The organism is Streptomyces sp. NPDC006691, assembly GCF_042869955.1.
Lineage (GTDB): Bacteria > Actinomycetota > Actinomycetes > Streptomycetales > Streptomycetaceae > Streptomyces.
Genome location: NZ_JBIAGW010000013.1, coordinates 12493 through 34795, shown reverse-complemented (window position 1 = coordinate 34795; position 22303 = coordinate 12493). Strand labels below are relative to the sequence as shown.

Sequence of the window (22303 nt, the reverse complement as noted above, 5' to 3'; positions counted from 1 at the left end):
TGCGAAAACACCGAAGGGCCCGCACCGTTCCCACGGTGCGGGCCCTCATTGGTCCAGTCCTCCGCCGCCCTACTGCTGAGGGGCTGACGGCGGTTGCGGAGCGTGATCGCCGCCGTCCTCCCCGGCCTGCGGCCGCGGCGGCTGGTGCTGCCAGCCGGCGGGCGGCTGCGGGGCGTTGGGGTAGGGCTGGCCGGGAGCGGGCTGCCCCGGCTGGCCCGGCTGGGGCGCGGGCATCTGCCCGGGCTGTCCCGGCTGTCCCGGCTGTCCCGGCTGTCCCGATGGGGCCGGCTGGGCCCCGTAGGCCTGGCCGGGGTACGGCTGACCGGGGTAGGGCCGGTTCTGCGGCGCCGGGTAGGGCTGGCCGGGCTGCGCCTGCTGCGGGAACGGCTGCCCCGGCGCGGGGTGACCCGGGGCCGGCTGGGGCTGACCGGGGTAGGGTCCCGGCTGGGCCACGCCGGGCTGGGGCTGTTCCGGGTAGGGCTGTCCCGGGTAGGGCTGGCCGGACTGCGGCTGGGGCTGCGCCTGGCCGGGGAACGGCTGGGCGGGGGCGCCCTGATGGCCCGGCATCGGCGGGGCCATGTGCGGGGGCGGGTTGAGACCGTCCCCCGTCCACAGCCCTTGCTGCTGCTGGGCGCGGACGAAGTCCTCGGCCACCAGCGCGGAGAGGTTGAAGTAGGCCTCCCGGGTCTTGGGCCGCATCATGTCGAGGTCCACCTCGGCGCCCGCCGACAGGTGCTCGTCGAACGGCACCACGACCACACCGCGGCAGCGCGTCTGGAAGTGCTGCACGATGTCGTCCACCTTGATCATCTTGCCGGTCTCGCGGACGCCGGAGATGACCGTGAGGGAACGCTGGACCAGCTCGGCGTAGCCGTGCGCCGAGAGCCAGTCGAGCGTGGTCGAGGCGCTGGACGCGCCGTCCACCGACGGCGTCGAGATGATGATCAACTGGTCGGCGAGGTCGAGCACCCCGCGCATCGCGGAGTACAGCAGACCGGTGCCCGAGTCGGTGAGGATGATCGGGTACTGCTTGCCGAGGACGTCGATGGCGCGCCGGTAGTCCTCGTCGTTGAACGTCGTGGACACCGCGGGGTCGACGTCGTTCGCGATGATTTCGAGTCCGGACGGCGCCTGCGAGGTGAACCGGCGGATGTCCATGTACGAGTTGAGGTACGGGATCGCCTGGACCAGGTCGCGAATGGTGGCCCCGGTCTCACGACGCACCCGGCGGCCGAGCGTGCCGGCGTCGGGGTTGGCGTCGATCGCCAGGATCTTGTCCTGCCGCTCGGTGGCCAGGGTCGCACCCAGCGCGGTCGTCGTGGTCGTCTTGCCGACACCGCCCTTGAGGGAGATGACGGCGATCCGGTAGCAGGACAGGACGGGCGTCCGGATCAGGTTGAGCTTGTGCTGCCTGGCCGCCTCCTCCTTCTTGGCGCCGGGCTTGAAGCGCGAGGCCCCGGCAGCCGGGCCCCGGCTGCTCTTCGCCTTCGGCTTGTTGTTGCGCAGCAGCCGGTCGGAGGACAGCTCGACGGCGGCCGTGTACCCGAGCGGGGCGCCCGGGTTCGAGCGCTCCCGCTGGTCGTGCGCGATCGGCGCGGGCCAGGCGGTACCGGACCGGGGGTCGACGGGCTGCACGGGGGGCGTCGGCTGGGCGTGCGGGTCGACGGGACCCTGCGGGCCCGGCTGCGCCACCGGGGCGGGCTGCCCCTGTATGGGGCCGCCCTGCGGTCCGGGCCGACCCTGCTGCGGGAAGCCGTAGCCGCCCTGTGCGGCGCCGGGCACGGGGCCGGGCTGCGGTGCGGCCGGCGCCGGGATCGGGGCCTGGTCCTGGGCCTGGGCCGGTGGGGTGGCGGGGTGCGGGAAGCCGTAGCCGCCTTGCTGCGCGGCGTCAGCGGGGGCCGCGGGAGCCGGAGGGGTGCTCGGGGCGGCGTTCGGGTGCGGGAAGCCGTAACTGCCTTGCGGGGGAAGGGAGTTGGGCGCGGGCGGCTGGGGGGTGCCCCCCGGTTGACCCGGCTGGCCTGGGTGGCCCGGCTGGCCCGGGTGGCCCGGCTGGCCCGGGTGGGCCTGCGGTGCGGGCTGACCCTGGTGGGGGAAGTCGTAGCCGCCCTGCTGCTGCGGGGGCTGCGGCTGCTGCGGCCACCCGGGGGCGGCCGGTGCGGCCTGCTCCGGGAACGGTCCCGGCGCCGGCTGTGCCTGCGGCTGTACCGGCCACTGGGGTGCGGCGGTGGGCGCGGCGGGCTGGAACGCCGGGGGCAGCGGCGGGAGCCCGGGCTGCGGCCCGGCGGACGCGGCCCACGGCTGATCGGCGGGGGGCGCGTCCTGCGGCTCCACGGCAGGGGCGTCCGAGGGGACGGCATCCACGGGCGCTACAGCGTCCGCGATCGGAGCCGCGTCCGCGACCGGCACGGCATCGGCGATCGGAGCCGTGTCCGTGAGGGGTGCCGCGTCCGTGATGGGCGCGGGCGGGGCGGCCTCCGGGGTGGCTTCGGCGTCTGTGGCTTCGGCGTCTGCGGGGGCGGCGTCTGCGGGGACGGCGTCCGTGGGGACGGCGTCCGAAGGGGTGGCGTCGACGGGGTGCTCGGCGTCGAAGCGAGGATGGCCCGGCTCCGGGACGGCCGGGCTGTCGTTCGGCGCGACGTCGCCGTGGGAGCTGTCGGGGGCGTCGTCGTGCGAGGGGAGGTCGCCCTTGTCGTCTTCGCCGTCCTCGTCGGCCGACGGCGCCTTGGGGGCGTCCTCGGCGGAGGCCAGGGTCGACAGCGTGCCGCTGGGGCGCCTGTTGGGACCCTCGTTGAAGGGGTCGAAATCGTCAAAGCCGTCCGAAGCGCCCGAGTCGGTCGAGCCGCCCGAGCCGTCGGAGTCGCCCGAGTTGACCGAATCGCCGGATTCGCCGCTGCGGCCGGATTCCGTCGAGCCGGCCGCAGGGCTGGAAGCAGGGGCGTCCGAGGCGTCCGAAGTGGCCGGCGCTGCGGGGGCGTCGAGGGCTTCGGGGCTCCCGGGGTCGGCGTCCTCCGCCGAGGGTGTCACGGTCGCCGCGGTCGGCTCGTGCGCGGGCGCTGAGGCTGACGATGGGTCAGAGACGGGTGCCGGGGCGGGCGGAGCCGGGGGCGTGGTCGGCGCGGGCGCGGATTCCCCGCGTGCCGCGGCCGCCGCCGCTTCGAGCTGCTCGAACTCCCGCTTGAGGGCGGTGGGCGAGAACCGCATCGTCGCGCCGCTCTCGATGTCGCCGCCGCCGAAGGCCTGGCCCTCGTCCGCAGGACGGGGAGCGGGGGGTGCGGGCGGGGCCGGGGGCGCGGGTGCCGGGAAGGCGGCCGGGGGAGTGGCCGGTGCCGAAGCGGCCGGAGGCGGAGGCGGCGTGGTGGCCCAATGCGGCTGCCAGCCACCGTCGTCCGGAAGGCTCGGCACGTTGAGCGGTGCACCGGCCGGACCGGTCGGTGGGGGTGGCGGAAGCGGAGCCCCCGCGTTCCCGCTCTGCTCCCCGAAGGGAGCCGGTGCCGGTGCCGGAGTCGGTGCCTGCGCGGGCGGGGTGTCCTGCGCACCCTGGGTGTACCAGGCGGGCGGGGTGTAGTCGATGGTGAACTCACCCGTGGTCTCGGGATCGGCGTCGGACCGATTCTCGTCGCGTGCGTTCCCGCCGGTGCGGAACTGGTCCTGGTCGCTGTTCACCGGTTTCCTTTCGTTTCGCCTGTGACCGGGTCGTGGGCCGTGGGTTTCCTGGACGTGTACGGACCGGGGCGGGGCACTCCCCGTGTGCGGGGCGCGGAGTCGTGCGCGGTCGCCCGCCTCTGTCCCCACCGCGAGCGCCGCGTCGTCCGGAACGTCGGACGGCGTGCGTCGCCATGGAGTCCCTGCCCCCGGTCCGTCCCACCCTAATCGTCGTCAATACCGGTACGGCAGGCCCGGCCACCCCGAGCGCCTGTCCCCTTCGTCACCCTCGCCTCAGGGGCCACGCCGAAGTGGCCGGGCCGGGGCCGGGAGTGGGGGACGAAAGGGTCGGACCGGGTCAACTCCCGCGCCGCGCCCCGTGTCAGTCGACCCGTCGGGCGTTCCCCAACAATCCGGTCTCGGTGTCGGTGGCCTGCGTCATGGTGAAGGAACGGTCGCGGTCGTTGCACCACAGGGTGACGCCGTCCGCGAGCGTCGAGAGGGCCTCCTGCTCCGTGCGCGGCAGGTTCACGATGCGGCTCAGCTGCGCGGCCTCGTCCGGCGAGACCCGCTGCACACCGACGAGCCGTGCCTGGCGGATCAGCCGCGGGGCGACCGGACTGACATAGGGGAGCAGGGTCAGCACCGCCTGCCAGGGCGCCGAGACCACCCGCCCGCGGGGCGGCCGCATACCGCAGTCCCGCACCACGAGCACCGGCTCGCCGGCCGACGCGCCGAGCGGAGGCACCCGGCCCACGTCGTGCACCGTCATGCCGCTCTGGCTGGCGATCGCGTGCACCAGCGGGGCCCACGCCTGGGGGCGGCCGGTCTCGACCGCGACGCGTATGCCGGTCGCCGCGGCGCGCAGCGCGAGCACATGGGCCGTCCACAGACCGCCGATGAACACGATGTCGTACGCGGTCGGCCGGCTCACCCCGAGCACCGCGGGCCGGCCCTCGGTGTCCACGCCGACGACCACCCCGTCGTCCCCGATGGGCAGCGCCAACGCGTCCAACTGCTCGATGGACAGGGCATGCCGGCGGTGGCGCGGGCCGATGAGGCCGAAGCCCGTGCGGGGCCCGGGGCGCGCGCTCGCCGCCGAAGTCGTGGTGGCCATCAGCGGGCGCCTCCGAACGGCAGAGTGGCGAGCATCCCGGGGAGCTGCTCGTGGTCGAGCGGCACGAGCCCGGTCTTCGCCTCGCGCGCGGTGCGCGTCAACGCCTGCCGGGCCGAAGCCAGTTCGGCGTCACTGCGGCCGGTGACCCTGACGTGGCCGCTGATGGTGCCCTCCCGGGCACTCGTCCGCGCGATGGTGAGGCTGAAGGTGGTCGCGAGCGCGGGGATCCCCGTCAGGAGGGCTGCCAACTGCGGCAGCCCGCCCGTCCCGGACGCCGCGTCGATCCGCGGCCAGCGCCGCACCCAGTACGTGGTGTGCCGACGGTTGTCGCAGCGCCAGGACCGGCTCGACTCCTCGGTGCGCCGCTGCGGCGCCTCCGTGCGGCCCGCCTGCGCCGTGACGAGCGGATTGGCGCAGGCCGACGTGGCGACCGCGTCCGCCAGCTCCTCCTCGGTCAGCACCGTGGTGTGCAGGCCCGCGCCGGTCAGCCGGCTCGCCAGATGGAGCGCGGCGCGTGCCGCGCACTTCTGGGCGCCCTCGATGCCGCCGTCCCGCGCGGCCACCGCCTCCGGGCACAGCTGCGGGTTGAGCTTCAGGGCGATCCAGGTGATGCGGATCGCCGGCGACGCCGTCTGGGCGTGCAGGGGTGCGTAGTTGGTGACCGCCACCGACTGCTGGGGCAGCCGCAGCGCCGGGGCCGGCTGGGTGTGCAGCACGATCTGTGCCGATTCGAGACGGATGTCGTCCACGTCGAGCGCATCGCGCACCAGCGCCAGCGGGAGCGGGCGCCTGCCGCGGTCGGCCCGCAGCGCCGTCGCGTCCGACTCGACCTGGAGGACGACGGTGAGGAAGCCGCCGTCACCGATCATCCCGATCGGCCGCTGGTCCCGGTCGCCGTGGCTGTAGGTGCGCAGCGTCGGATCGCACTCCACGGCCGGCGCGAGCCCCGGCAGGGTGCCCGGCGGCACCACGATGCCGCCCGCGCGGCGTCGGCGCTGTCGCAGCGCCCACGCGGTGCCCAGCCATTCGGGCAGCGTGCGCCCCCGCGGCCGCACCACCGCGAGCACCACGAGAGCCGCGGCGACGACGCCCGCCGGCACCAGCGCCATCGGCCCGGCGACCCACGCGGCGAACAGGAGCACGGCGGCCGACTCGATCAGGACCAGCTGTTGCAGACGAAACGAACCAACGCGTCCGGAACGGGATTTGAGGCGGGGCGCCACCGGTCCGACGGCCACCGGCGCCGGCTGACGCACCACCGCCGGGGACGGCTCCGTACGCCCTCCTGGACGCGGGCTTTCGCCACCCGGCGCGGCGGAGCGCTCCCGCGAGCGCGACCGAGTCCCTGTCGGCGAAACCATCCTGAACCCCCCGAACTCCTCGAAAGCCCTTGGCCGATGGGGCCTTTGAGAACCCGCTCACCCTATCCGCCCCAGGCGTACGATCACGTAACAGGCATAGTAGGTCGCCGGTCTGACAACGCAGGGCGGGAGACGGGCTCCCGCCGCTCCGCACGGGGACAATGGAGAACGCGGACACTCATGGCATCACGGCGGGACGAGCTCAACGCGTACACCTTCGCGAAGCGTCGCACGCTCGCATCGTTCATCCAGCCCTCGCCGACGGGCTCGGAAGAGGGGGCGCCGCGCCCGCTGCGCGCCGTGCTTCCGGGCGCCGTCGCGGCCGTGGTGCTGCTCGCCGCGTTCGGCGCGTGGGGGATGTTCAAACCTACCGCGCCGCCCGGCTGGGACACCCCGGGCGAGAAGGTGATCATCGCGAGCGAGTCCACCACCCGGTACGTGGTGCTGACCACCGACGGCAGGAAGGAACTGCACCCCGTCCTCAACATGGCGTCCGCGAAACTCCTGCTCGACCCCGACAAGGGCCAGGTCGTCAAGGTCGACGAATCCGTGCTCGACAAGGGCTCCCTGCCCCACGGCGCCACCCTCGGCATCCCCTACGCACCCGACCGGCTGCCCTCCTCGGACGAGGCCGGATCCGCCAAGCGCTGGGCGGTGTGCGAGCGTCCCGGCGACGGCGGACGCGCCATCCAGAAGGCCGCGTTCGTCTTCGCCGACCGCGACATGAAACGCACGGACGGCTCCGAACGGCTGACCGGCGGACAGCTCATGTACGTCGTGGGAGCCGAGGACAAGACCCGTTACGTCGTGGACGCCCAGGGCACCAAGTACCAGGTCGGCTCCGACGAGCTCCTGCTGCGCGCCCTGGTCGGCTCCGGCCGGCAGCCCGAGCGGGTGTCCAAGCAGTGGCTGGAGACCCTCCGTTCGGGTGACCCGATCACCTTCCCCAAGGTCGAGGGGAAGATCGGCGCCCCCGCGGGCGTGCCCGGCACCCTGGCCCCCGACGCCAACAAGATCGGCATGGTCCTGCGCGCGCCCAACGGCGCGGGCAGCCAGTACTACCTCGTCCAGCAGGGGAGGATCGCGCCGGTCTCCGACTTCACGGCGAAGCTGCTCCTCAACAGCCGTGCGCTCGGCAACCTCATGAAGACCGGCCAGGCCACGGAGACCAACGCCTCCCAGTTCACCCCGGAGCCCACCGAGTTCGCCGCCCGGGAGAACTGGCCGCGCCAGGCGCCGGTCGCCGTCAACGACGCGGGCACGGCGAGCGGCAGCCGCAACACCGTCTGCAACGTGCTGCGCGACGTCAACAAGGACAACGGCGCCACCACCATGAGCACCTGGGCGGGCACCGACTTCCCCGCCCCGCTGCCCACCGGCTCCAGCAGCGCCTACGTGACGCCCGGTTCCGGCCAGCTCTTCCGCCAGGTCCAGGGTGCCCAGGCCACGGCGGGCGGCGTCTTCCTGGTGACGGACACGGGCCTGCGCTATGCCATGCAGTCCAACAGCGACAGCGCCGACGGCGACTCCGGCGCCGGCCTCAGCGCCGATCAGCGCAAGCAGCTCGACCAGGAGGCCCAGCAGGCCCAGACCCGGCTCGGCTACGCCAAGTCCGAGCCGGCGCCGATCCCCATGAGCTGGTCCACGTTCCTGCCCACCGGACCCCGCCTGTCGACCGGGGCGGCGCGCCAGCCCCAGGGCTCCTGAGGGGCGGCACGACCATGGCGTACGTCCTCAAGACCGTTGCCCTGTCCGCCGCGGCGGCCCTGACCGTGCTGGCGTCGCCCGCGGCCGCCGCCCCCGTCGACGACGGCGGCAGCGACCAGTGCACCTTTCCCTCCAAGCCCTACGCCGGCCGCCCCTGGGCGCTCCAGCGCGTACTCCTGGACGAGCTGTGGCACCAGTCGACCGGCAAGAACGTGAAGGTCGCCGTGATCGACACCGGCGTCGACACGAAGAACCCCCAACTGGCCGCGGCCGTCGACGCCTCCAAGGGCGTGAACTACCTGCCCAAGGACCTCAAGGACCCCGACAACCGGCCGCTCCCGCGCGGCGCCGAGAACGGCACGACCGACACCGTCGGACACGGGACGAAGGTCGCCGGGATCATCGCGGCCCGCCCCGCCAGTGGCACGGGCTTCGTGGGCCTCGCCCCCGACGCGACGATCATCCCCATCCAGCAGAACGACGCCGACGGCCACGGCACGGCGGAGACCCTGGCCCAAGCCATCCGCCACGCGATCGACGAGGGCGCCGAAGTCATCAACATCTCCCAGGACACGGCGAACGCGGTGGAGCCCGCCGGCTCCCTGCGGCAGGCGGTCGACGCGGCCCTGGCCCACCAGATCGTGGTGGTCGCCTCGGCGGGCAACGACGGCCTCGGCGGCAACGTCAAGCAGACCTACCCGGCGTCCTTCCCGGGCGTTCTCGCCGTCGCCGCGTCCGACCGCAACAACGAACGGGCCGCCTTCTCGCAGTCCGGCGCGTTCGTGGGCGTGGCCGCGCCCGGCGTCGACATGGTCTCCACCGTGCCCGGCGGCGGCCACTGCGCCGACAACGGCACGAGCTTCGCGGCGCCCTACGTCGCCGCGGTGGCGGCGCTCATCAAGGCCAAGCACCCCCAGTGGACCCAGCGCGAGATCGTCACGCAGATCCAGCAGACCGCGGAACGCTCGGTGGCCGGACACGACCGGCTGGTCGGCTGGGGCGTCGTCGACCCGGTCCGCGCCCTCACCGAGGACGATCACCCCCTGGAGTCCCCGGCCGCCCACGAGGGCGTCACCCCCGCCCGCGCCCCCACCCCCGCAGCTCTCCACCTCGGCGAGACCGACGAACAACGCACCCAGCGCCTGGCCGTGTACGTGGCGACCGGGGCGGCGGTCCTGGCGGCGGTGCTGGGCGGCGCGGCGGTGACGATCCGGGACGCGAGACGCCGGAGCCGGCGCGTGACGGACGGGAACGGAGCAACTGAGTAGAAGTACTCATGCCCGGTACGCCAACTCCTCGTAGCTTTGAGCGAACTGAGGGGACTGAGCGAGCCGGCGGGCCGAGGTGGCTGAGGGAACTCAGCCCCCTGAGCGACCCGAAGTAGCGCAGTCGTTCACCGTCAACTCGGGGCCGTTGATTCCCTGTTGGGCGAGGGGCGGGTGTTGGTTAGAGTGATTGCGGTGTGTTAACCGGTGCCGCTGATGAGTGACGATCACCTTCCGGCGCGGCCGGATCGCACGAGAACGAACGGGAATTGCGTGACGGGGAGGGGTGTCATGGGGCGGCGTCCTGCCGGCACGGACGAAGGCGACCGCGATGACGGCTGACCTCAGCCACGGCCTGGAGGCACTGAAGACCTTCAAGGGCCGCGTGGACACGGTGCTCGCCACCTTCGAGGACTCGCACGGCAGCCCCACGAGGCTCGCGTCCCACCAGATCCCCCGCGCGTCCTTCAGCGCCGCAGGCACGGCGTTCCCCGAGGCGGACGGCCTCTACGCCCAGTACCACCGCGTCCACGAACACCTGACCTCGCTGTCGAAGTCGCTCGGCCTCCAGATCGAGGCGATGGGGATCGCCGTGCACGGGGCGGATGTCGGGTTCGGCAACCTGGACGAGGAGACGCGGCAGCGGTTCTGGGCGATCCAGTCCAAGATCGACTACGACGCGGATGCGGCGAAGCGCGTGAAGGCCGGGCACCCGGACACCGAGCGCACCGACGACAAGACCGCCCGGACGGGGTGGTAGCGATGACCGACGGGAAGCCGCAGGCCTCCGCGCCGCAGGCACCACCGCTCACGGAAAAGCAGCGCGTCAGCCAGCAGGTGAGCGTCACCGACATGACCACGGAGGCGTCGCAGGCGCTGTCCGGCATGTTGTCCTTCGGCGGGTCACCGCGCTTCTTCGGCACCACCGATTTCGAGGGCCACCAGCTCAACGAAATGATCGATCTGGTGGAGCACGCCAACCCGGAACACCTCACCAGTGCGGGGGACGCGCTCTTCGCCGCCCACGAAGCGATCAAAGAGGCGGCCGGTGCCCTGGACAAGGACATCGCCCGCGTCGCCTGGGAAGGCCAGGCGGGCGACGCCTTCCGCGACTGGGGCAAGAACCTCGCCAACCACGCCAGGAACCTGGGTGACTTAGCCAGTACGGCCGGCGTCCAGATCAGCGCGGCCGGCACAGGCCTCGCGTCCGTCCGCCAGGCGATGCCACCCCGCGACCACCGCGCCGAGCCGGTCAAGGCGACGGACCTTCCGGCGGCGAAGAGGGTCGCGGGGAACGCGGAGTACGAGGCGGCGGTGCGGGTGGAGAGGGATCGCCAGGAGGCGATCAACCAGATGAACCGCCTGTCATCCTTCTACACCGTCTCAGAACAGACCCTGGCCGCACAGCAGCCGCCTGTCTTTCAGCCGATGCCGGCGGTGGGGGTGCCGCAGCCGGAGCCGGGCTTCGGCAAAATCAGCCCCGGTAGCGGGGGTTCGGGTGAGACAGGAACCCACCACTACTCGGTCGAGTCGACATCCCCGAGCCGGCATTCTGAGAAGGCCACCCCCTCGGCCTTCTCCCAGTCGGGAGCATTGACTGAGCCTGGTCACCACGCGAGCGTTCTGACGCCACCGCATGAGGTGTCACCCGATATGGGCGTGAATATCGACCTGAACAGTGCGGCGCCGCCGTCGGCGCCCAACGGCCCCACCGTGGCTCTTCCGCCTGCGACCACCAGTGTCACCGGCCCCAGTAGAAGCCCCATGCTTCCACCTCTCGCTAGCGTATGGACGCCCGCCGCGAGCGGTGGCGGCAGGGCACTTGGCAAGGTGAGCGAATCCCCTGGCGCAACACGAGCGACGGCCGGTTCAGCCAGCAGCGCGGAACGAGGCGTCACGAGTGCGGCGGGGCGTTCCGGCAGTCCAGGGCAGGTCGCAGCCAGGGGAGCCACCACTCCAGGGCAGGCGCCGGTGGGCCGGGGGGTAACGGGTGGGACCTCTAGGCCGATTGCTGCGGGTTCAGGCCGCGCCGCCTCGACTCCGGCACGGGGACAAGGCATCTCCGGTGGGCGCCCGAGCGGCATGACCAGTGGCTCGACAGGGGCACGCGCGCCGAGATCCTCCGTTGTCGGTGGCGCGCAGCCCGCTTCTTCAGCACAGCCGGCGGCACGTCCCGGTCAGCGTGGAGCTGTCGTAGCCCAGGACCGGACCGCACCGAGCAAGGCGCCGAAGAACCGAATCGTGGCGGGGGGTGCTGACGGAGTCGTGGGCACGCCGCAGGACAGGGTGTCGAGGGCCCAGACCGCTCGCAAGGGCTTCACCACTGGCGGTGCCGGTCTCGTGCGGAGGTCCGGCAATGAGGCCACGGAGGAACAGGAGCAGGGCGGTGCACAGCGTCCTGACTACTTGGTTGAGGATGAAGAGTCACCGTTGCCCAGCCGCCCGGAGAACGTTCCACCAGTCATCAATTAGGCGCAGGCGAGGAACAAAGCACACATGAAGGCACGAATCAGTCCAGGGGGCAGGCTCATCTCCGTGACCGGGACACCGGCACGTCGACGGGCGGCCTCAGCCTGCGTAGCCCTGGGCTTCTTGTCAGTTGCGTCCGCAGGCCTGGCGCCGCATGCCTTTGCTGATGCCGTCGCCCCGAAGCAGTGGTACCTCGATTCCATGCAGGCGTCGGAGATGTGGAAGACGAGTACCGGCAGCGGTGTCGTGGTTGCCGTTGTGGATAGTGGAGTCAACGCCGAGACCTCCTCCCTCAAGGGCCAGGTGCTTGATCAAGGTGTCCCGGCTGCGGCACGGTACGGAGCGACCAAGGACTACGACGGACATGGCACGACCATGGCTGAACTGATCGCAGGCACCGGACAAGGCGGTGGTATCAAGGGACTGGCACCGGGAGCGAAGATCATCCCGCTCCGGGTCGTCCTCTCCACGCTGAAGGATCCTGCCGAGCGAGAGCGGACCCAGCAGCCTGCTGCGGCCATCCGAGCCGCCGCCGATTCGAACGCCAAGATCATCAACATGTCCTTCGCTTCGGAGGTGAAGGACCAGGCAACGCAGGATGCCGTCGAATATGCCGTTTCCAAGGGCAAGTTGCTGATCGCGGGTGCCGGTAACGACGAGGAGAAGCATGACGCCATGGTCACTTTTCCGGCTGCCCTTCGCGGAGTCGTAGGTGTAGCGGCGGCAGACAAGAGCGGCACGGTGGCGAAGTATTCGCAATCGGGCGGGTTCGTCGACCTGGCATCCCCAGGCCTGGACGTCCCTGGCTGGTGCGATGCCACCTTTCAGCAGTACTGCAACTCGGGCGGTACCAGTGCGGGTACAGCCATCGCCTCCGCCTCCGCCGCCCTCATCTGGTCCGCCCACCCCTCCTGGACCGCCGACCAGGTGCTCCGGACGATGATCGACACCGCCGGCCGGTCCTGGGACAGGAACACGCCCAGCAAATACCTCGGCTACGGTCTCATCCGGCCCCGCCTGGTGCTGGAGAAGCCGGACATCGACCCCGGCCCCGCCGACGTCGACCCCGTCTCGCAGGATCAGGGGGGAAGCAGCGCCGCCCCGGCCACCCCCGCCGCGCCCAGTTCGCCGGCACCCCCGAAGAGCGGCCCCGTCGCCACGGGCAAGGAAGCGTGTGCCGGTGGGGGCGACAACACCCCCTGGGTCATCGGCGGCGTCGTCGCCGGGCTCATCGCGATCGGGGGCGGCGTCTTCGCCGCGATCAGGAGTCGGCGGCGCGGCGCATAACCGCACCACCACCGACCAGCCACAGCCATTCGCCTCAGCACCACTCAACCACCCGAAGGGAAGCCGCACATGTCGAAGGACCAGCTGGTAACAGACAGCGAGATGAAGCATCTCGAAACCCAGATCCTCCACAAATTCGAGTCGGTGAAGGGCCAGCTCAAAACCCTGCAGGGCGTGATCGACCAGCTGGAAGGCGCTTGGGAAGGCATCGGTGCCGGGGCCTTCAACAAGAAGCAGACGGATATCAACCACAGCATGGTCCGCATCGGCAACCGGCTGCTGCGGTACCTGGAGGCGATGAAGGCGACGCGCACCGGCAAGGGCGACATCGATCACGAGGTCCACCAGGCGCTCATGGGCGTCGACGTCGTGGAGGGATACAGCGGCGACGCGGGAGCCACCGCCGCGATGACCTCCAACCTCAGCACGTACTAGCAGGTCGAACGGGCCCCGCAGCGGGCCCGAGAGGCAGCACAGCCCTCCACGAGTGCACTCATCAGGAAGACAGGGGAAGCCCATGCCCAACTACAGCGAAGATGTCCTCGGAGTCACGTACGGGAGTCTCGACGAAGCGGTTATCGCCATCAGGGCCCAGGCCGCCAAGCTCGAACAGGACCTTGACGAAATCAACCAGCTGGTCAAGAGGGCCGCTGCGAACTGGCACGGCGAGGCCCAGACCGCCTTCGCGACGGAACAGCAGGGCTGGGACAAGGACGCCAAGGTGGTCCAGCAGTCGCTGAAGCAGATCGGCGACGCCGTCGCCGAGGCTGGCCCGACCTACCGGGCCGGTGACCGCAAGGCGGCCGGCTACTTCCACCAATAAGGGCGAGCGGGACAGCCAGACCGTAACGGGGTGGGCGCACGCGGGAGGCGCCCAACCCGTTCGGCGTCCGTGCGCGCGCCGGCATCCGGCCGCCGCTCCTTCGCCCCGCTACTCCGCCGGCGCTTCCAGCCCCCCATTGCGCACGGACGGCTCCAGGTCGAACTCCCCGTCCCGCGCGCCCAGTACGAACGCCTGCCACTCCGCCTCGGTGTACCGCAGCACCGTGTCCGGATCCACGGAGGACCGCATCGCCACGGCCCCGGCCGGCAGATAGGCGATCTCGACCCGCTCCTCGTCCTGAGACGTCCCGGGAGCGCTGTGCCATTCGACCCCGGAGATGTCGAGGGCGTACAGCTCGTTCTTCTCGCGCTCCTTGCGCTCCCGCAGTTCCGTGTCCTGTTCCTCAGCCATGACGGAGCGATTCCTTCCAGACGTAGCGACGGTGCGACGGCCGCCTGCCAACCGGCCCTCTGATCAGCCTACTTGGCACGTAGGGTCAGGGGCGGAGAGCTGGGGAGAATCAAGGGAACCGGGCAATGGACTTGCCGCCGACAGGTGGGCTGTGGTTCGTGTTCATGCGCGGGGCTCTCACGTCGCTTCGGGAGCCGGGACCATGGCCGAGAGGCCGGCTCTTCCTTGTCGCAGCCGAGCTTCGCGCCAGGCGGCAGGAGACCGAGAACGGGTTTCTGGATGTGGCTCGTGTCATGTGGTTTCGGGGTCGGGTGTGACCCCAGGGAGGTTAGCTTCGCTCGCACAGCCGAGTTCTTCAGCAAGGTGGCGGGCGACGGAGTTGACGATCGTCATCCGGTCCTTGGCTGTCGAGTCGCTCCCGAGGTGGCCCTGGGTGATCGAGTCCGCTTTCACGTACTGGGTTGCTTCGTCGTTCCCCCGCGTCCCGCACTTGAAGTAGAGGGTGGCAAAGCCGTGGCCTTGGGTATATGCAGTCACTCCCAAAGGGAAGAAGGTCTGCTGCCCGAATTTGGCGACTGGATATCGGGATGCCAATACCTCGCGGGTTGGAACTATGGGTGCCGCGTTGAAATCCAGATCGATCGCCCAATAAGTCTGACTAGGCTTGGCCTTGCGGATTCCGCACAGGCCCAGTCGCACTTTGTGGTCGTGGAGGTGTGCCGCCGCCCATCTCAGTGAGAATTGCTTCGGCTGATTGGTGTAGACGTTTCCGCTTTCTTCAGTGAATCTGTCTGTGTCGGCGAGGCGTCCCAGGGCATCTGCGGCTGCCGCGTCCAAGGTGCCGGCGCATAGCTCCGTTGCCTCGATGCCTTGCGGCTCGGGTTCGTTGCTGCCTGAGCAACCGCCCGTCGCAATGGCGAATGCCGCGGCGAGTGCCACCCATCGTATCCGGATTCCGCTCACGGCGATCAGTCCTTGTGGGGTGCGCGGCCGCGATAGTCGTCTTCACTCGACCCGGTATCCATGTACCTGGTTTTCAATTCGCCCGGTACATCATCCGCCGCCGCTCGCGCCCTGTATTCAGGGTGACGGTCCAAGTAGTGATCGTAAGTGGCGCCCAGGTCGCCGACGCCCTTGGTGTAGAAATCGTCGCTCGTCAGCTGCGACTTCTCCGTCGGATCCGCTTCATCCTTGTCCATCGCCTTGTCCGTCTCCTGGCCGATGTACGTGTTGATCGCCTCGCCGGCCAGGTCGGAGACGACCGGGGCCACGGCGATGCCTGCGACCGTCGTGCCGGGCAGGGGGATCATGGCGACGCCTCCGCCGACCGCCGCCCCGATGGCGAACTTGCCCCACTCCGCCACCCTGCCATTGGACTTGTTGATTTGCTCGGTGTCGTCCTTGTAGTCGCTCGCAGCCTGCTGCACATGTGAGTGGTCCAGGATTCCCCGGACCTCGGCCTCCATGTACATGGCCTGCCGCCCCTGGTGGTAGTTGGCCTCGCTGGTGGTCTGGTGGGCCTCAAGGTGGCTGATGGTGTACAAGTGCTGCCCCGCCGTCACCAACCCGTGCGACGTCTCGTTCTGCCCCAGCACGCTCAGGAAATGGATCGCCCCCTGATTCCCGAACTCCGCGCGACCGGCGTAGCGGGCCGGGAAGGTGGTCGCGTCCTTCGCGTGGTCACCGATGCCCGACACCGCGTAGTCGAGGTCGTCGATGTACGCGGAGCCCATCTTGCCCAGGCTGTCGGCCAGTTCGGGCTGGTCGTGGAGCATCTGGTGGCCGTCTTCGCCGCCGTAGAGGTAGGCGATCTGCTCCATGACGCCCGCTGTCGCCGCCGTTCGGCGGTCCAGGCTGCCGGGAGGCGCGGTGGTGTGGTCGCCGGGCGCGGCCGTCGCGTCGTACGCGTACCCCGTCGTCGCCGCCTCCAGCGCGTGGCCCAGGGAGTCGCGGCCCGCGATCTCCTGGGGGGCGTCGCCCATCGCGGGGCCGTCCGGGAGCCAGATGCGGTCCTTCGTCAGGTATTGCAGGTGCTCGTTGACCTCCGAGTCCTTGTTCACCGTGTCGCCCGAGTCCTCGGGCTGGGCGAAGAACTGGGTCGAGGCGTCGGGGTTGTGGCCGAGGGCCTCAAGGAAGCCCGTCATCGGGTCGCGGCCGCGGTCCTCCTCGCCCCAGAAATTGAGGTCCGCCTGGTTCCAGTTGTTGATCCACGGGCTCCGGCCCTTGACGTTGTTCTCCTTGTCGAAGGCCAGGAGCCCGTCGCCGTACGCGTTGAGGAACTGGTCGTCGTAGTCGCCGAACCGCATGAGGTTGCTCATCACGGCGAAACCACGGGGGTTGGAGGCGTCGTCGATGCCAAGGGGCTGTGTGCCGAGCTTCACCATCGCGTCCTCCCACGCGTCCATCCTCGTGCTGTCGGACAGCGTGGCCGTTCCCAGCGTGATGCCGAGGTTCTTCTGGAACTGCTTGGCCGCCTCGGCGCGCTTGGGGTCGTAGTGCGCCAGGTACGGGTCGGCGATCCCGGCGTAGAAGGTGAGCGCGCCCTTCGGGCCGACGGACGTCGCCAGTTCCTCGGCGAAGAGCGGATCCTGGCGGAATTGGCCCAATGTGGCATTGAGCTCGTTGAGTTCGGTCGTCGTGAGCTTGTGGGGGTCCTTCTTCATCAGGGCCGCCGCGCCCTTCGCGGCCTTGACCGCCTTGGCCGCCGAGTCCCGGTCGGCGTAATCGGCCCCGGAGAAGCCGTACTTGGCCTGGTCGACGATGAGTCGCAGGGTTTCGGCGGCCGTGGTGTCGCTCTCCGCGGCCTTGCCGAGGATGCGCTGCACCTCGTCGCGCAGGGCGTCGACATCGTGCTGGCTGTGCTCGGGGACGGTGGTTCCCCGGCCCGTACGGTCGGGGTGGATGTTCATGGTGACGGTGAACGAACCGTCGCCGAGGTCCATCACGGTCAGGTTGCTCTTCAGGCCGCGCTCGATGGCCTCCAGCAACTGGTGCTGGTATTCCTTGAGTTCGCCGCGGGTATCGCTCAGGATCCGGGAGATCGTTTTGGCCTCGGTGTGGGCGTCGTCGAACTCCCCGGCGGTCTTGTCGATGAATTCGCGGCTCACCGTGGCGTTGGCCCCGGCCCAGTTCGCCCTGTCCGCCTTGGCCTTGAGGTCCTGATGGGCGGTGTCGTGCAAGCGCGCGAGCTGCCCGGCCATCTGTTCCCAGTCGGTGATGGCCGCATCGAGCTGGGCGAAGTTCGCGAAGCGCAGCGTGTCGAGGTGCATCAGCGTCCGGTCCTCTCGTCGAAGCCCTGGTCGAGGTCGGCGATGCTGCTGACGGTTCCGTAGATGTGGAACTCGTCGCCCGCGTGGGCGCCCTTGGTGTAGTCGAGGTGGTTGGAGATGTGGGCGCAGGCGTCCAGCAGGCTCTTGACCTGGTCCGCCCAGTGTCCCGCGACGTGGTCGAGGGCCTTGCCGAGCGCGAAACCCTGGGTGGTGAGGCCGCCGGCTGCGGTCATGGACGCGGCGCGGGCGTGGTCACCGATCCGGTCCAGATCCTGGCGGAGGCGGAACGCCGAGTCGCCGACGGCCGCCAGATCCTTCTGGTCCACCCGCAGATCGCCCTGCCCGCCCGAGGGCTCGGTCGGATCCGCCGGCAGCTGGTTGAGCCGCATCGCCGTCGACCCGCGGCCTGCCGCCTCCTTCTTGAGCCGCTCCCACTCGTCCCAGGACATGCACACCGTCTCCCCGTGGCCCGCGCACTCCCGAAGGTGGTTTCTTGGGGAGGCCATGACCTCTGCTTGACCAAGGTGCCTTTATATCGGGGGAGTTGGGGCCCATGGCGGGTGTTCGGCCAAGATCGACCGCTTCGGGGGCGGACTTCTCGGTGGGTGAGACGAGTGGACCGACGGAGGGTGCGGACCGACGGAGATCGCGGAGAGGGGGACGGGCCTGGTGGGCGCCGCGCGGCCGGGCAGGGGCGGGGCCGCCGATTCCCCCGCACGATGGGCTCGGCGGCGCCCGTTGACGCGGTCCGTCAGCTCTCCCCTTCCACCAGCCCCGTCTGCACCAGCGGCTTGCCCCGCTTGCGTGAGACGAACGTGCCGCGGCCGGTCGGCATGGGACGGGGGCGGACGCCCGCGAGGATGTCGCCCTCGCCGGGATCGCCCGCCAGGACGACACCCTGGGCGCCCAGTTCCTTCATGCGCTGGATGAACGGCTCGTACGCGGCTCGCCCCGCCCCCGCCGTGGAGCGGGCGATGATGAAGCGGACGCCCACATCACGGGCGAACGGCAGCAGCTCGGTGAGCTTGCCCAGCGGGTTGCCGCTGGACGTCGACACCAGGTCGTAGTCGTCCACCACCACGTACACCGTGGGCCCCCGCCACCAACTGCGGTCGCGCAGCTGCTGCGCGGTCACGTCGGCGCTGGGGGCCCGGCGCTGCATCAGGTCGGCGAGCGCGTCCACGTGGTGGGCCATGGCGTTCGACATGGGGATGTACTCCGCCAGATGCGACGGCGGGGTCGCATCGAGCAGGGCACGCCGGTTGTCCACCACGAACAGCTTGCACACATCACCCTCGTACCGCTGGGTGAGCTGCGTGATCAGCAGGCGCAGCAGGTTCGACTTGCCGGACTCGCCCTCGCCGAAGACCAGGAAGAACGGGTCCTGTTCGAAGTCGACGAAGACCGGCTCCAGATTGTTCTCGTCGAGCGCGAACGCGACACCGCGCTCCGGGAAGGCGTAACCGGGCGGCAGCTGCGCCGCCGGGAGTTCACGCGGAAGGAGCCGGACCGCGGGCGCGCCCGGGGCGGTCCAGTGCCGGGTGACCTCGGTGGCCAGGGCGCGCGTCGCCTCGGCGATGTCGGTGTCGGACTGGAGGCCGTCGATGCGCGGCACGGCCGCCATGAAGTGCGTCTTCTGCGGGGACTGGCCACGGCCGGGCACGCCCACGGGGACGTTGGCCGCGACCTTGCGGTCGAACTCGGAGTCCATCGTGTCGCCGAGACGCAGTTCGAGGCGGTTCATCAGGTGGTCCTTGAGGTTGGCCCTCACCTCCATGGACCGCGACGCCGTCACCACCAGGTGGACGCCGTAGCCGAGCCCGCGGGCCGCGATGTCCAGGATGACCTGCTCAAGGCCCTCGTAGTCGGCACGGAAGGTGCCCCAGCCGTCGATGACCAGGAACACATCGCCCCACGGCTGGTCCGTGAGCGAGATGGCGCCGCGGGCCCGGCGGGACCGGAAGTCGGCGATCGAGGCGATGCCGGCCGACCGGAAGTACTCCTCGCGGCGGGTCAGCACGCCGTACACCTCGGCCACCGTACGCCGCACCCGCTCGGGGTCCAGCCGGGAGGCGACGCCGCCGACGTGCGGGAGACCCGCGATGGCGGTCATGCCGCCACCGCCGAAGTCGAGCCCGTAGAACTGCACTTCCTGCGGGGTGTGGGTGAGCGCGAACGACGCGAGCAGGGTCCGCACCAGCGTCGACTTGCCCGACTGCGGTCCGCCCAGGATCTGCAGATGACCGGCGGCGCCCGAGAAGTCGCACCACAGCGGGTCGCGGCGCTGCTCGTACGGCTTGTCGACCAGGCCGATCGGCACCACCAGACGCCCGGCGCCCTCGTAGCCGGGCTGGGTCAGGCCGCGGCCCGGCACCGGGGTGAGGCCCGGCAGCAGCGAATCGAGCGCGGGCGGGCTGTCCAGCGGCGGCAGCCACACCTGGTGGGCGGCCGGGCCGCGCGCTTCGAGACGGCGCACGATCACGTCGAGCACGGTGTCGGCGAGCGCGTCGTCGGTGCGCGGCTCGCTCTCGCCGCGCGGCCCCGGCACGGCCGGCGGGGCGTACGTCACCGGCACTTCGGCGGCGGTGAACAGCACGGGCCGCCGGTCCACCGGCACCGGGCCGCCGAGCGCGGCGGAGCGGTCGGCGCCCGTGCGGTACACACCGGAGACGTACGCCGCCTTGAAGCGGGTCATCTCGTCGGTGCCGAACTTGAGGTAACCCGAGCCCGGGATGCTCGGCAGGTGGTAGGCGTCGGGGACACCGAGCGCGGCGCGCGACTCGGCGGCGGAGAAGGTCCGCAGACCGATCCGGTAGGAGAGATACGTCTCCAGGCCGCGCAGCCTGCCCTCCTCCAGGCGCTGCGAGGCGAGCAGCAGATGCACGCCGAGCGAGCGGCCGATGCGGCCGATCTGCACGAACATCTCGATGAAGTCGGGCTTGGCGGTGAGCAGTTCGCTGAACTCGTCGATGACCAGGACCAGCGAGGGCACGGGCTGGAGCGGGGCGCCGGCGATCCGGGCCCGCTCGTAGTCGTGGATGTTGGCGTAGTTGCCGGCGTCGCGCAGCATCTCCTGGCGCCGGTTGAGCTCGCCGCGGATCGAGTCGCCCATGCGGTCGACGAGGGTCAGATCGTCGGCGAGGTTGGTGATGACGGCCGCGACGTGCGGCATCTGCGCCATGCCGGCGAAGGTCGCGCCGCCCTTGAAGTCGGCGAGGACGAAGTTCAGGGTCTCCGAGGAATGCGTCACCGCCAGACCCAGCACCAGGGTGCGCAGCAGCTCCGACTTGCCGGAACCGGTCGCGCCGACACACAGACCGTGCGGGCCCATGCCGTCCTGCGCGGCCTCCTTCAGGTCGAGCATGACGGGCCGCCCGTCCTCACCCACACCGATGGGCACCCGCAGCCGCTCGGACGCCGAGCGCGGCCGCCAGGTGCGGGCGGTGTCCACCGACGCCGCGTCACCCAGGCCCAGCAGATCGGTGAACTCCAGGTTGGCGAGGAGCGGTTCGTCGTCGTCGCCACCCGAGGCCATGCGCAGCGGGGCGAGCTGACGGGCCAGCGCGTCGGCGGACTCGTAGGAGAGGAGGTCGGGCGTGCCCTCGTACACGAGGCCGTGGCCCGACTCCAGGCGCAGCGTGCGGGGCTGCACCACGATCGCCAGATCACCGCGGGCGCCGGTCAGCTCACCCGGGACGACCTCGACGACGGTGACACCCTGAAGACCCTCGGCCGAGGCGAGCACCGACATCGGGGGCGGAGACACCCCGTCGAGGACGATGACGATGTGCGGCTCCTCCGGCAGCGGCGCGCCCTCCGGGTGGAAGCGGGGGCGGCCGGTGAGGCGGGGGGCGAGCAGCTCTTCGAGTTCGGCCGCGCTCCGGCTGATCAGACGCCGACTGCCCGCTCCGTCGACGAGACCGGGCGCCTGCGTGTGCGGAAGCCACTTCGTCCACTCCCAGTGCGCCGTCGCGGACGCGGACGCGGCGACCGCGATCACCAGGTCCTCGGGGGAGTGCAGCGCGGCGAGCGACGCGGTCAGGGCGCGGGCCGAGGCGCGTACCGTCCCCGCCTCCCCACTGACCGTCAGGTGGTAGAAGGCGCGGAGCGACACCGCCATCGGCAGGTCCTCCACCGTCTGATGGGTGGCCAAAAACCGCTGCATGGCGCCCGCCGTCAGCGGCTCCAGCTGGTCGACCGGCGCGGTCTGCGGCGGTACGAGCGCGGTCGCGAGGGTCTGCGGCCCGAGCCCGACACGGACCTGCCCGAAGTCCTCGTCGCCCGCACGCCGCTCCCACACCCGGCTGCCCTCGGCGACCAGCGCCCACAACTGCTCCGGAGAGGGGTGCAGGTAGTACTGCGCGTCCCGCTGCTGGTGCGCGGCCTGCGCCGCCGCGCGCCGCGTCTGGCCGAGATAGCGCAGGTAGTCGCGGCGCAGGTCCGCCAACTGCCCCTGCGAACCCTTGCGGTAGCGGATGATCATCGCCACCGACATGGCCACCGTCGAAGCGACCATCACCATGCCCATGATCTTCATGAACGGCTGGCTGTTGGGCATGAAGAAGAACACCACGGAGCCGCCCATGCCCAGCATGGGCAGGAGTTGCATCAGCGCACCCTCCTGCTGTCCGCGGGGCAGCTCCGGCGGAGGCTGGAGAACGACCTCCTCCGTCGGCACCTCGGAGGGCAGCGCTCGTGGCGGGCGCTTGACGATGATGTGACTCACAACGCACCAATTCCCCTGGCAGTCGCAGAAGTTCAGCTCGCCGCCCCGTGTCTGGCGAACGCCGACCGCGCTGGGATCCTACTGACCTCCGGTGTGAACGGCTGGGGATAGGGTGCCATCCGGGGCGTCAGCACCCACGAACCGAGCGCCGGAACCCGGGCATTGGGCACCTCCGGGAGGCGCCGAAGCCAGGGAAGCGTACGCATCGCGGACGCAAGCGCACACG

At 70.9% G+C, this 22303-nt stretch carries 15 protein-coding genes; 7 read left to right on the top strand and 8 right to left on the bottom strand.

Going from position 1 to position 22303, the window contains the following annotated elements; genetic code table 11:
* Positions 1-69 precede the first annotated feature (69 nt).
* From ACFYNP_RS25800 to eccE, 3 genes are all read right to left on the bottom strand, one after another.
* Positions 70-3663: an SCO5717 family growth-regulating ATPase gene (locus ACFYNP_RS25800; protein ID WP_388788618.1), complete on the bottom strand. Its 3594-nt coding sequence runs from the start codon at positions 3661-3663 to the stop codon at positions 70-72.
* A 361-nt stretch (positions 3664-4024) separates the two neighbouring features.
* Positions 4025-4759 carry a hypothetical protein gene (locus ACFYNP_RS25795; RefSeq protein ID WP_388412330.1) on the bottom strand — a complete coding sequence of 245 codons (735 nt, stop codon included), beginning with the start codon at positions 4757-4759 and terminating at the stop codon, positions 4025-4027.
* The gene (gene eccE, locus ACFYNP_RS25790) at positions 4759-6120 is read right to left on the bottom strand and encodes a type VII secretion protein EccE (protein ID WP_388788615.1); all 1362 of its coding nucleotides are present in this window, start codon (positions 6118-6120) and stop codon (positions 4759-4761) included. Before eccE ends, ACFYNP_RS25795 begins: the two co-directional genes overlap by 1 nt.
* Before the next feature lie 180 nt (positions 6121-6300).
* On the opposite strand from eccE, the gene eccB reads away from it, so the two are divergent.
* The 7 genes from eccB (at position 6301) to ACFYNP_RS25755 (ending at position 13671) form a co-directional block, all read left to right on the top strand.
* Entirely contained in the window at positions 6301-7827 is a 1527-nt protein-coding gene (eccB, locus tag ACFYNP_RS25785; RefSeq protein ID WP_388788612.1) for a type VII secretion protein EccB, read from the top strand.
* A 14-nt stretch (positions 7828-7841) separates the two neighbouring features.
* The gene (gene mycP / locus ACFYNP_RS25780; RefSeq protein WP_388788609.1) at positions 7842-9095 is read left to right on the top strand and encodes a type VII secretion-associated serine protease mycosin; all 1254 of its coding nucleotides are present in this window, start codon (positions 7842-7844) and stop codon (positions 9093-9095) included.
* A 328-nt stretch (positions 9096-9423) separates the two neighbouring features.
* Positions 9424-9852, top strand: coding sequence for a hypothetical protein (locus ACFYNP_RS25775; RefSeq protein ID WP_388412338.1), 429 nt, complete (start codon positions 9424-9426; stop codon positions 9850-9852).
* 2 nt (positions 9853-9854) lie between these two features.
* Entirely contained in the window at positions 9855-11564 is a 1710-nt protein-coding gene (locus ACFYNP_RS25770; protein WP_388788606.1) for a hypothetical protein, read from the top strand.
* Between the two features lie 63 nt (positions 11565-11627).
* Positions 11628-12848, top strand: a complete 1221-nt coding sequence (locus tag ACFYNP_RS25765) for a S8 family serine peptidase (RefSeq protein WP_388788603.1) — start codon at positions 11628-11630, stop codon at positions 12846-12848.
* Between the two features lie 69 nt (positions 12849-12917).
* Positions 12918-13283 carry a WXG100 family type VII secretion target gene (locus tag ACFYNP_RS25760; RefSeq protein WP_388412343.1) on the top strand — a complete coding sequence of 122 codons (366 nt, stop codon included), beginning with the start codon at positions 12918-12920 and terminating at the stop codon, positions 13281-13283.
* A gap of 82 nt (positions 13284-13365) precedes the next feature.
* Complete coding sequence (locus ACFYNP_RS25755) at positions 13366-13671, top strand: WXG100 family type VII secretion target (protein ID WP_388412345.1); 306 nt, start codon at positions 13366-13368, stop codon at positions 13669-13671.
* Positions 13672-13779: 108 nt separating this feature from the next.
* On the opposite strand, the gene ACFYNP_RS25750 is transcribed toward ACFYNP_RS25755, so the two are convergent.
* The 5 genes from ACFYNP_RS25750 to eccCa form a co-directional block, all read right to left on the bottom strand.
* Positions 13780-14082 carry a DUF397 domain-containing protein gene (locus ACFYNP_RS25750; protein ID WP_388412347.1) on the bottom strand — a complete coding sequence of 101 codons (303 nt, stop codon included), beginning with the start codon at positions 14080-14082 and terminating at the stop codon, positions 13780-13782.
* A 291-nt stretch (positions 14083-14373) separates the two neighbouring features.
* On the bottom strand, positions 14374-15045 hold the full coding sequence (locus ACFYNP_RS25745; protein ID WP_388788600.1) for a hypothetical protein: 672 nt from the start codon (positions 15043-15045) through the stop codon (positions 14374-14376).
* A gap of 5 nt (positions 15046-15050) precedes the next feature.
* On the bottom strand, positions 15051-17351 hold the full coding sequence (locus ACFYNP_RS25740; RefSeq protein ID WP_388788597.1) for a hypothetical protein: 2301 nt from the start codon (positions 17349-17351) through the stop codon (positions 15051-15053).
* On the bottom strand, positions 17351-17800 hold the full coding sequence (locus tag ACFYNP_RS25735) for a hypothetical protein (RefSeq protein ID WP_388412353.1): 450 nt from the start codon (positions 17798-17800) through the stop codon (positions 17351-17353). The genes ACFYNP_RS25740 and ACFYNP_RS25735 overlap by 1 nt, the downstream gene beginning before the upstream one ends.
* A 302-nt stretch (positions 17801-18102) precedes the next feature.
* Positions 18103-22077: a type VII secretion protein EccCa gene (eccCa, locus tag ACFYNP_RS25730; RefSeq protein ID WP_388788594.1), complete on the bottom strand. Its 3975-nt coding sequence runs from the start codon at positions 22075-22077 to the stop codon at positions 18103-18105.
* Positions 22078-22303: the final 226 nt, after the last annotated feature.

Bases quoted from the DNA above. Each gene is read 5' to 3' on its own strand.
- eccB (WP_388788612.1), top strand. From the start codon at position 6,301: ATGGCATCACGGCGGGACGAGCTCAACGCGTACACCTTCGCGAAGCGT.
- ACFYNP_RS25735 (WP_388412353.1), bottom strand. From the start codon at position 17,800: ATGTCCTGGGACGAGTGGGAGCGGCTCAAGAAGGAGGCGGCAGGCCGC.
- mycP (WP_388788609.1), top strand. From the start codon at position 7,842: ATGGCGTACGTCCTCAAGACCGTTGCCCTGTCCGCCGCGGCGGCCCTG.
- ACFYNP_RS25740 (WP_388788597.1), bottom strand. From the start codon at position 17,351: ATGCACCTCGACACGCTGCGCTTCGCGAACTTCGCCCAGCTCGATGCG.
- ACFYNP_RS25795 (WP_388412330.1), bottom strand. From the start codon at position 4,759: ATGGCCACCACGACTTCGGCGGCGAGCGCGCGCCCCGGGCCCCGCACG.
- ACFYNP_RS25775 (WP_388412338.1), top strand. From the start codon at position 9,424: ATGACGGCTGACCTCAGCCACGGCCTGGAGGCACTGAAGACCTTCAAG.
- ACFYNP_RS25770 (WP_388788606.1), top strand. From the start codon at position 9,855: ATGACCGACGGGAAGCCGCAGGCCTCCGCGCCGCAGGCACCACCGCTC.
- eccE (WP_388788615.1), bottom strand. From the start codon at position 6,120: ATGGTTTCGCCGACAGGGACTCGGTCGCGCTCGCGGGAGCGCTCCGCC.
- ACFYNP_RS25760 (WP_388412343.1), top strand. From the start codon at position 12,918: ATGTCGAAGGACCAGCTGGTAACAGACAGCGAGATGAAGCATCTCGAA.
- ACFYNP_RS25750 (WP_388412347.1), bottom strand. From the start codon at position 14,082: ATGGCTGAGGAACAGGACACGGAACTGCGGGAGCGCAAGGAGCGCGAG.
- ACFYNP_RS25755 (WP_388412345.1), top strand. From the start codon at position 13,366: ATGCCCAACTACAGCGAAGATGTCCTCGGAGTCACGTACGGGAGTCTC.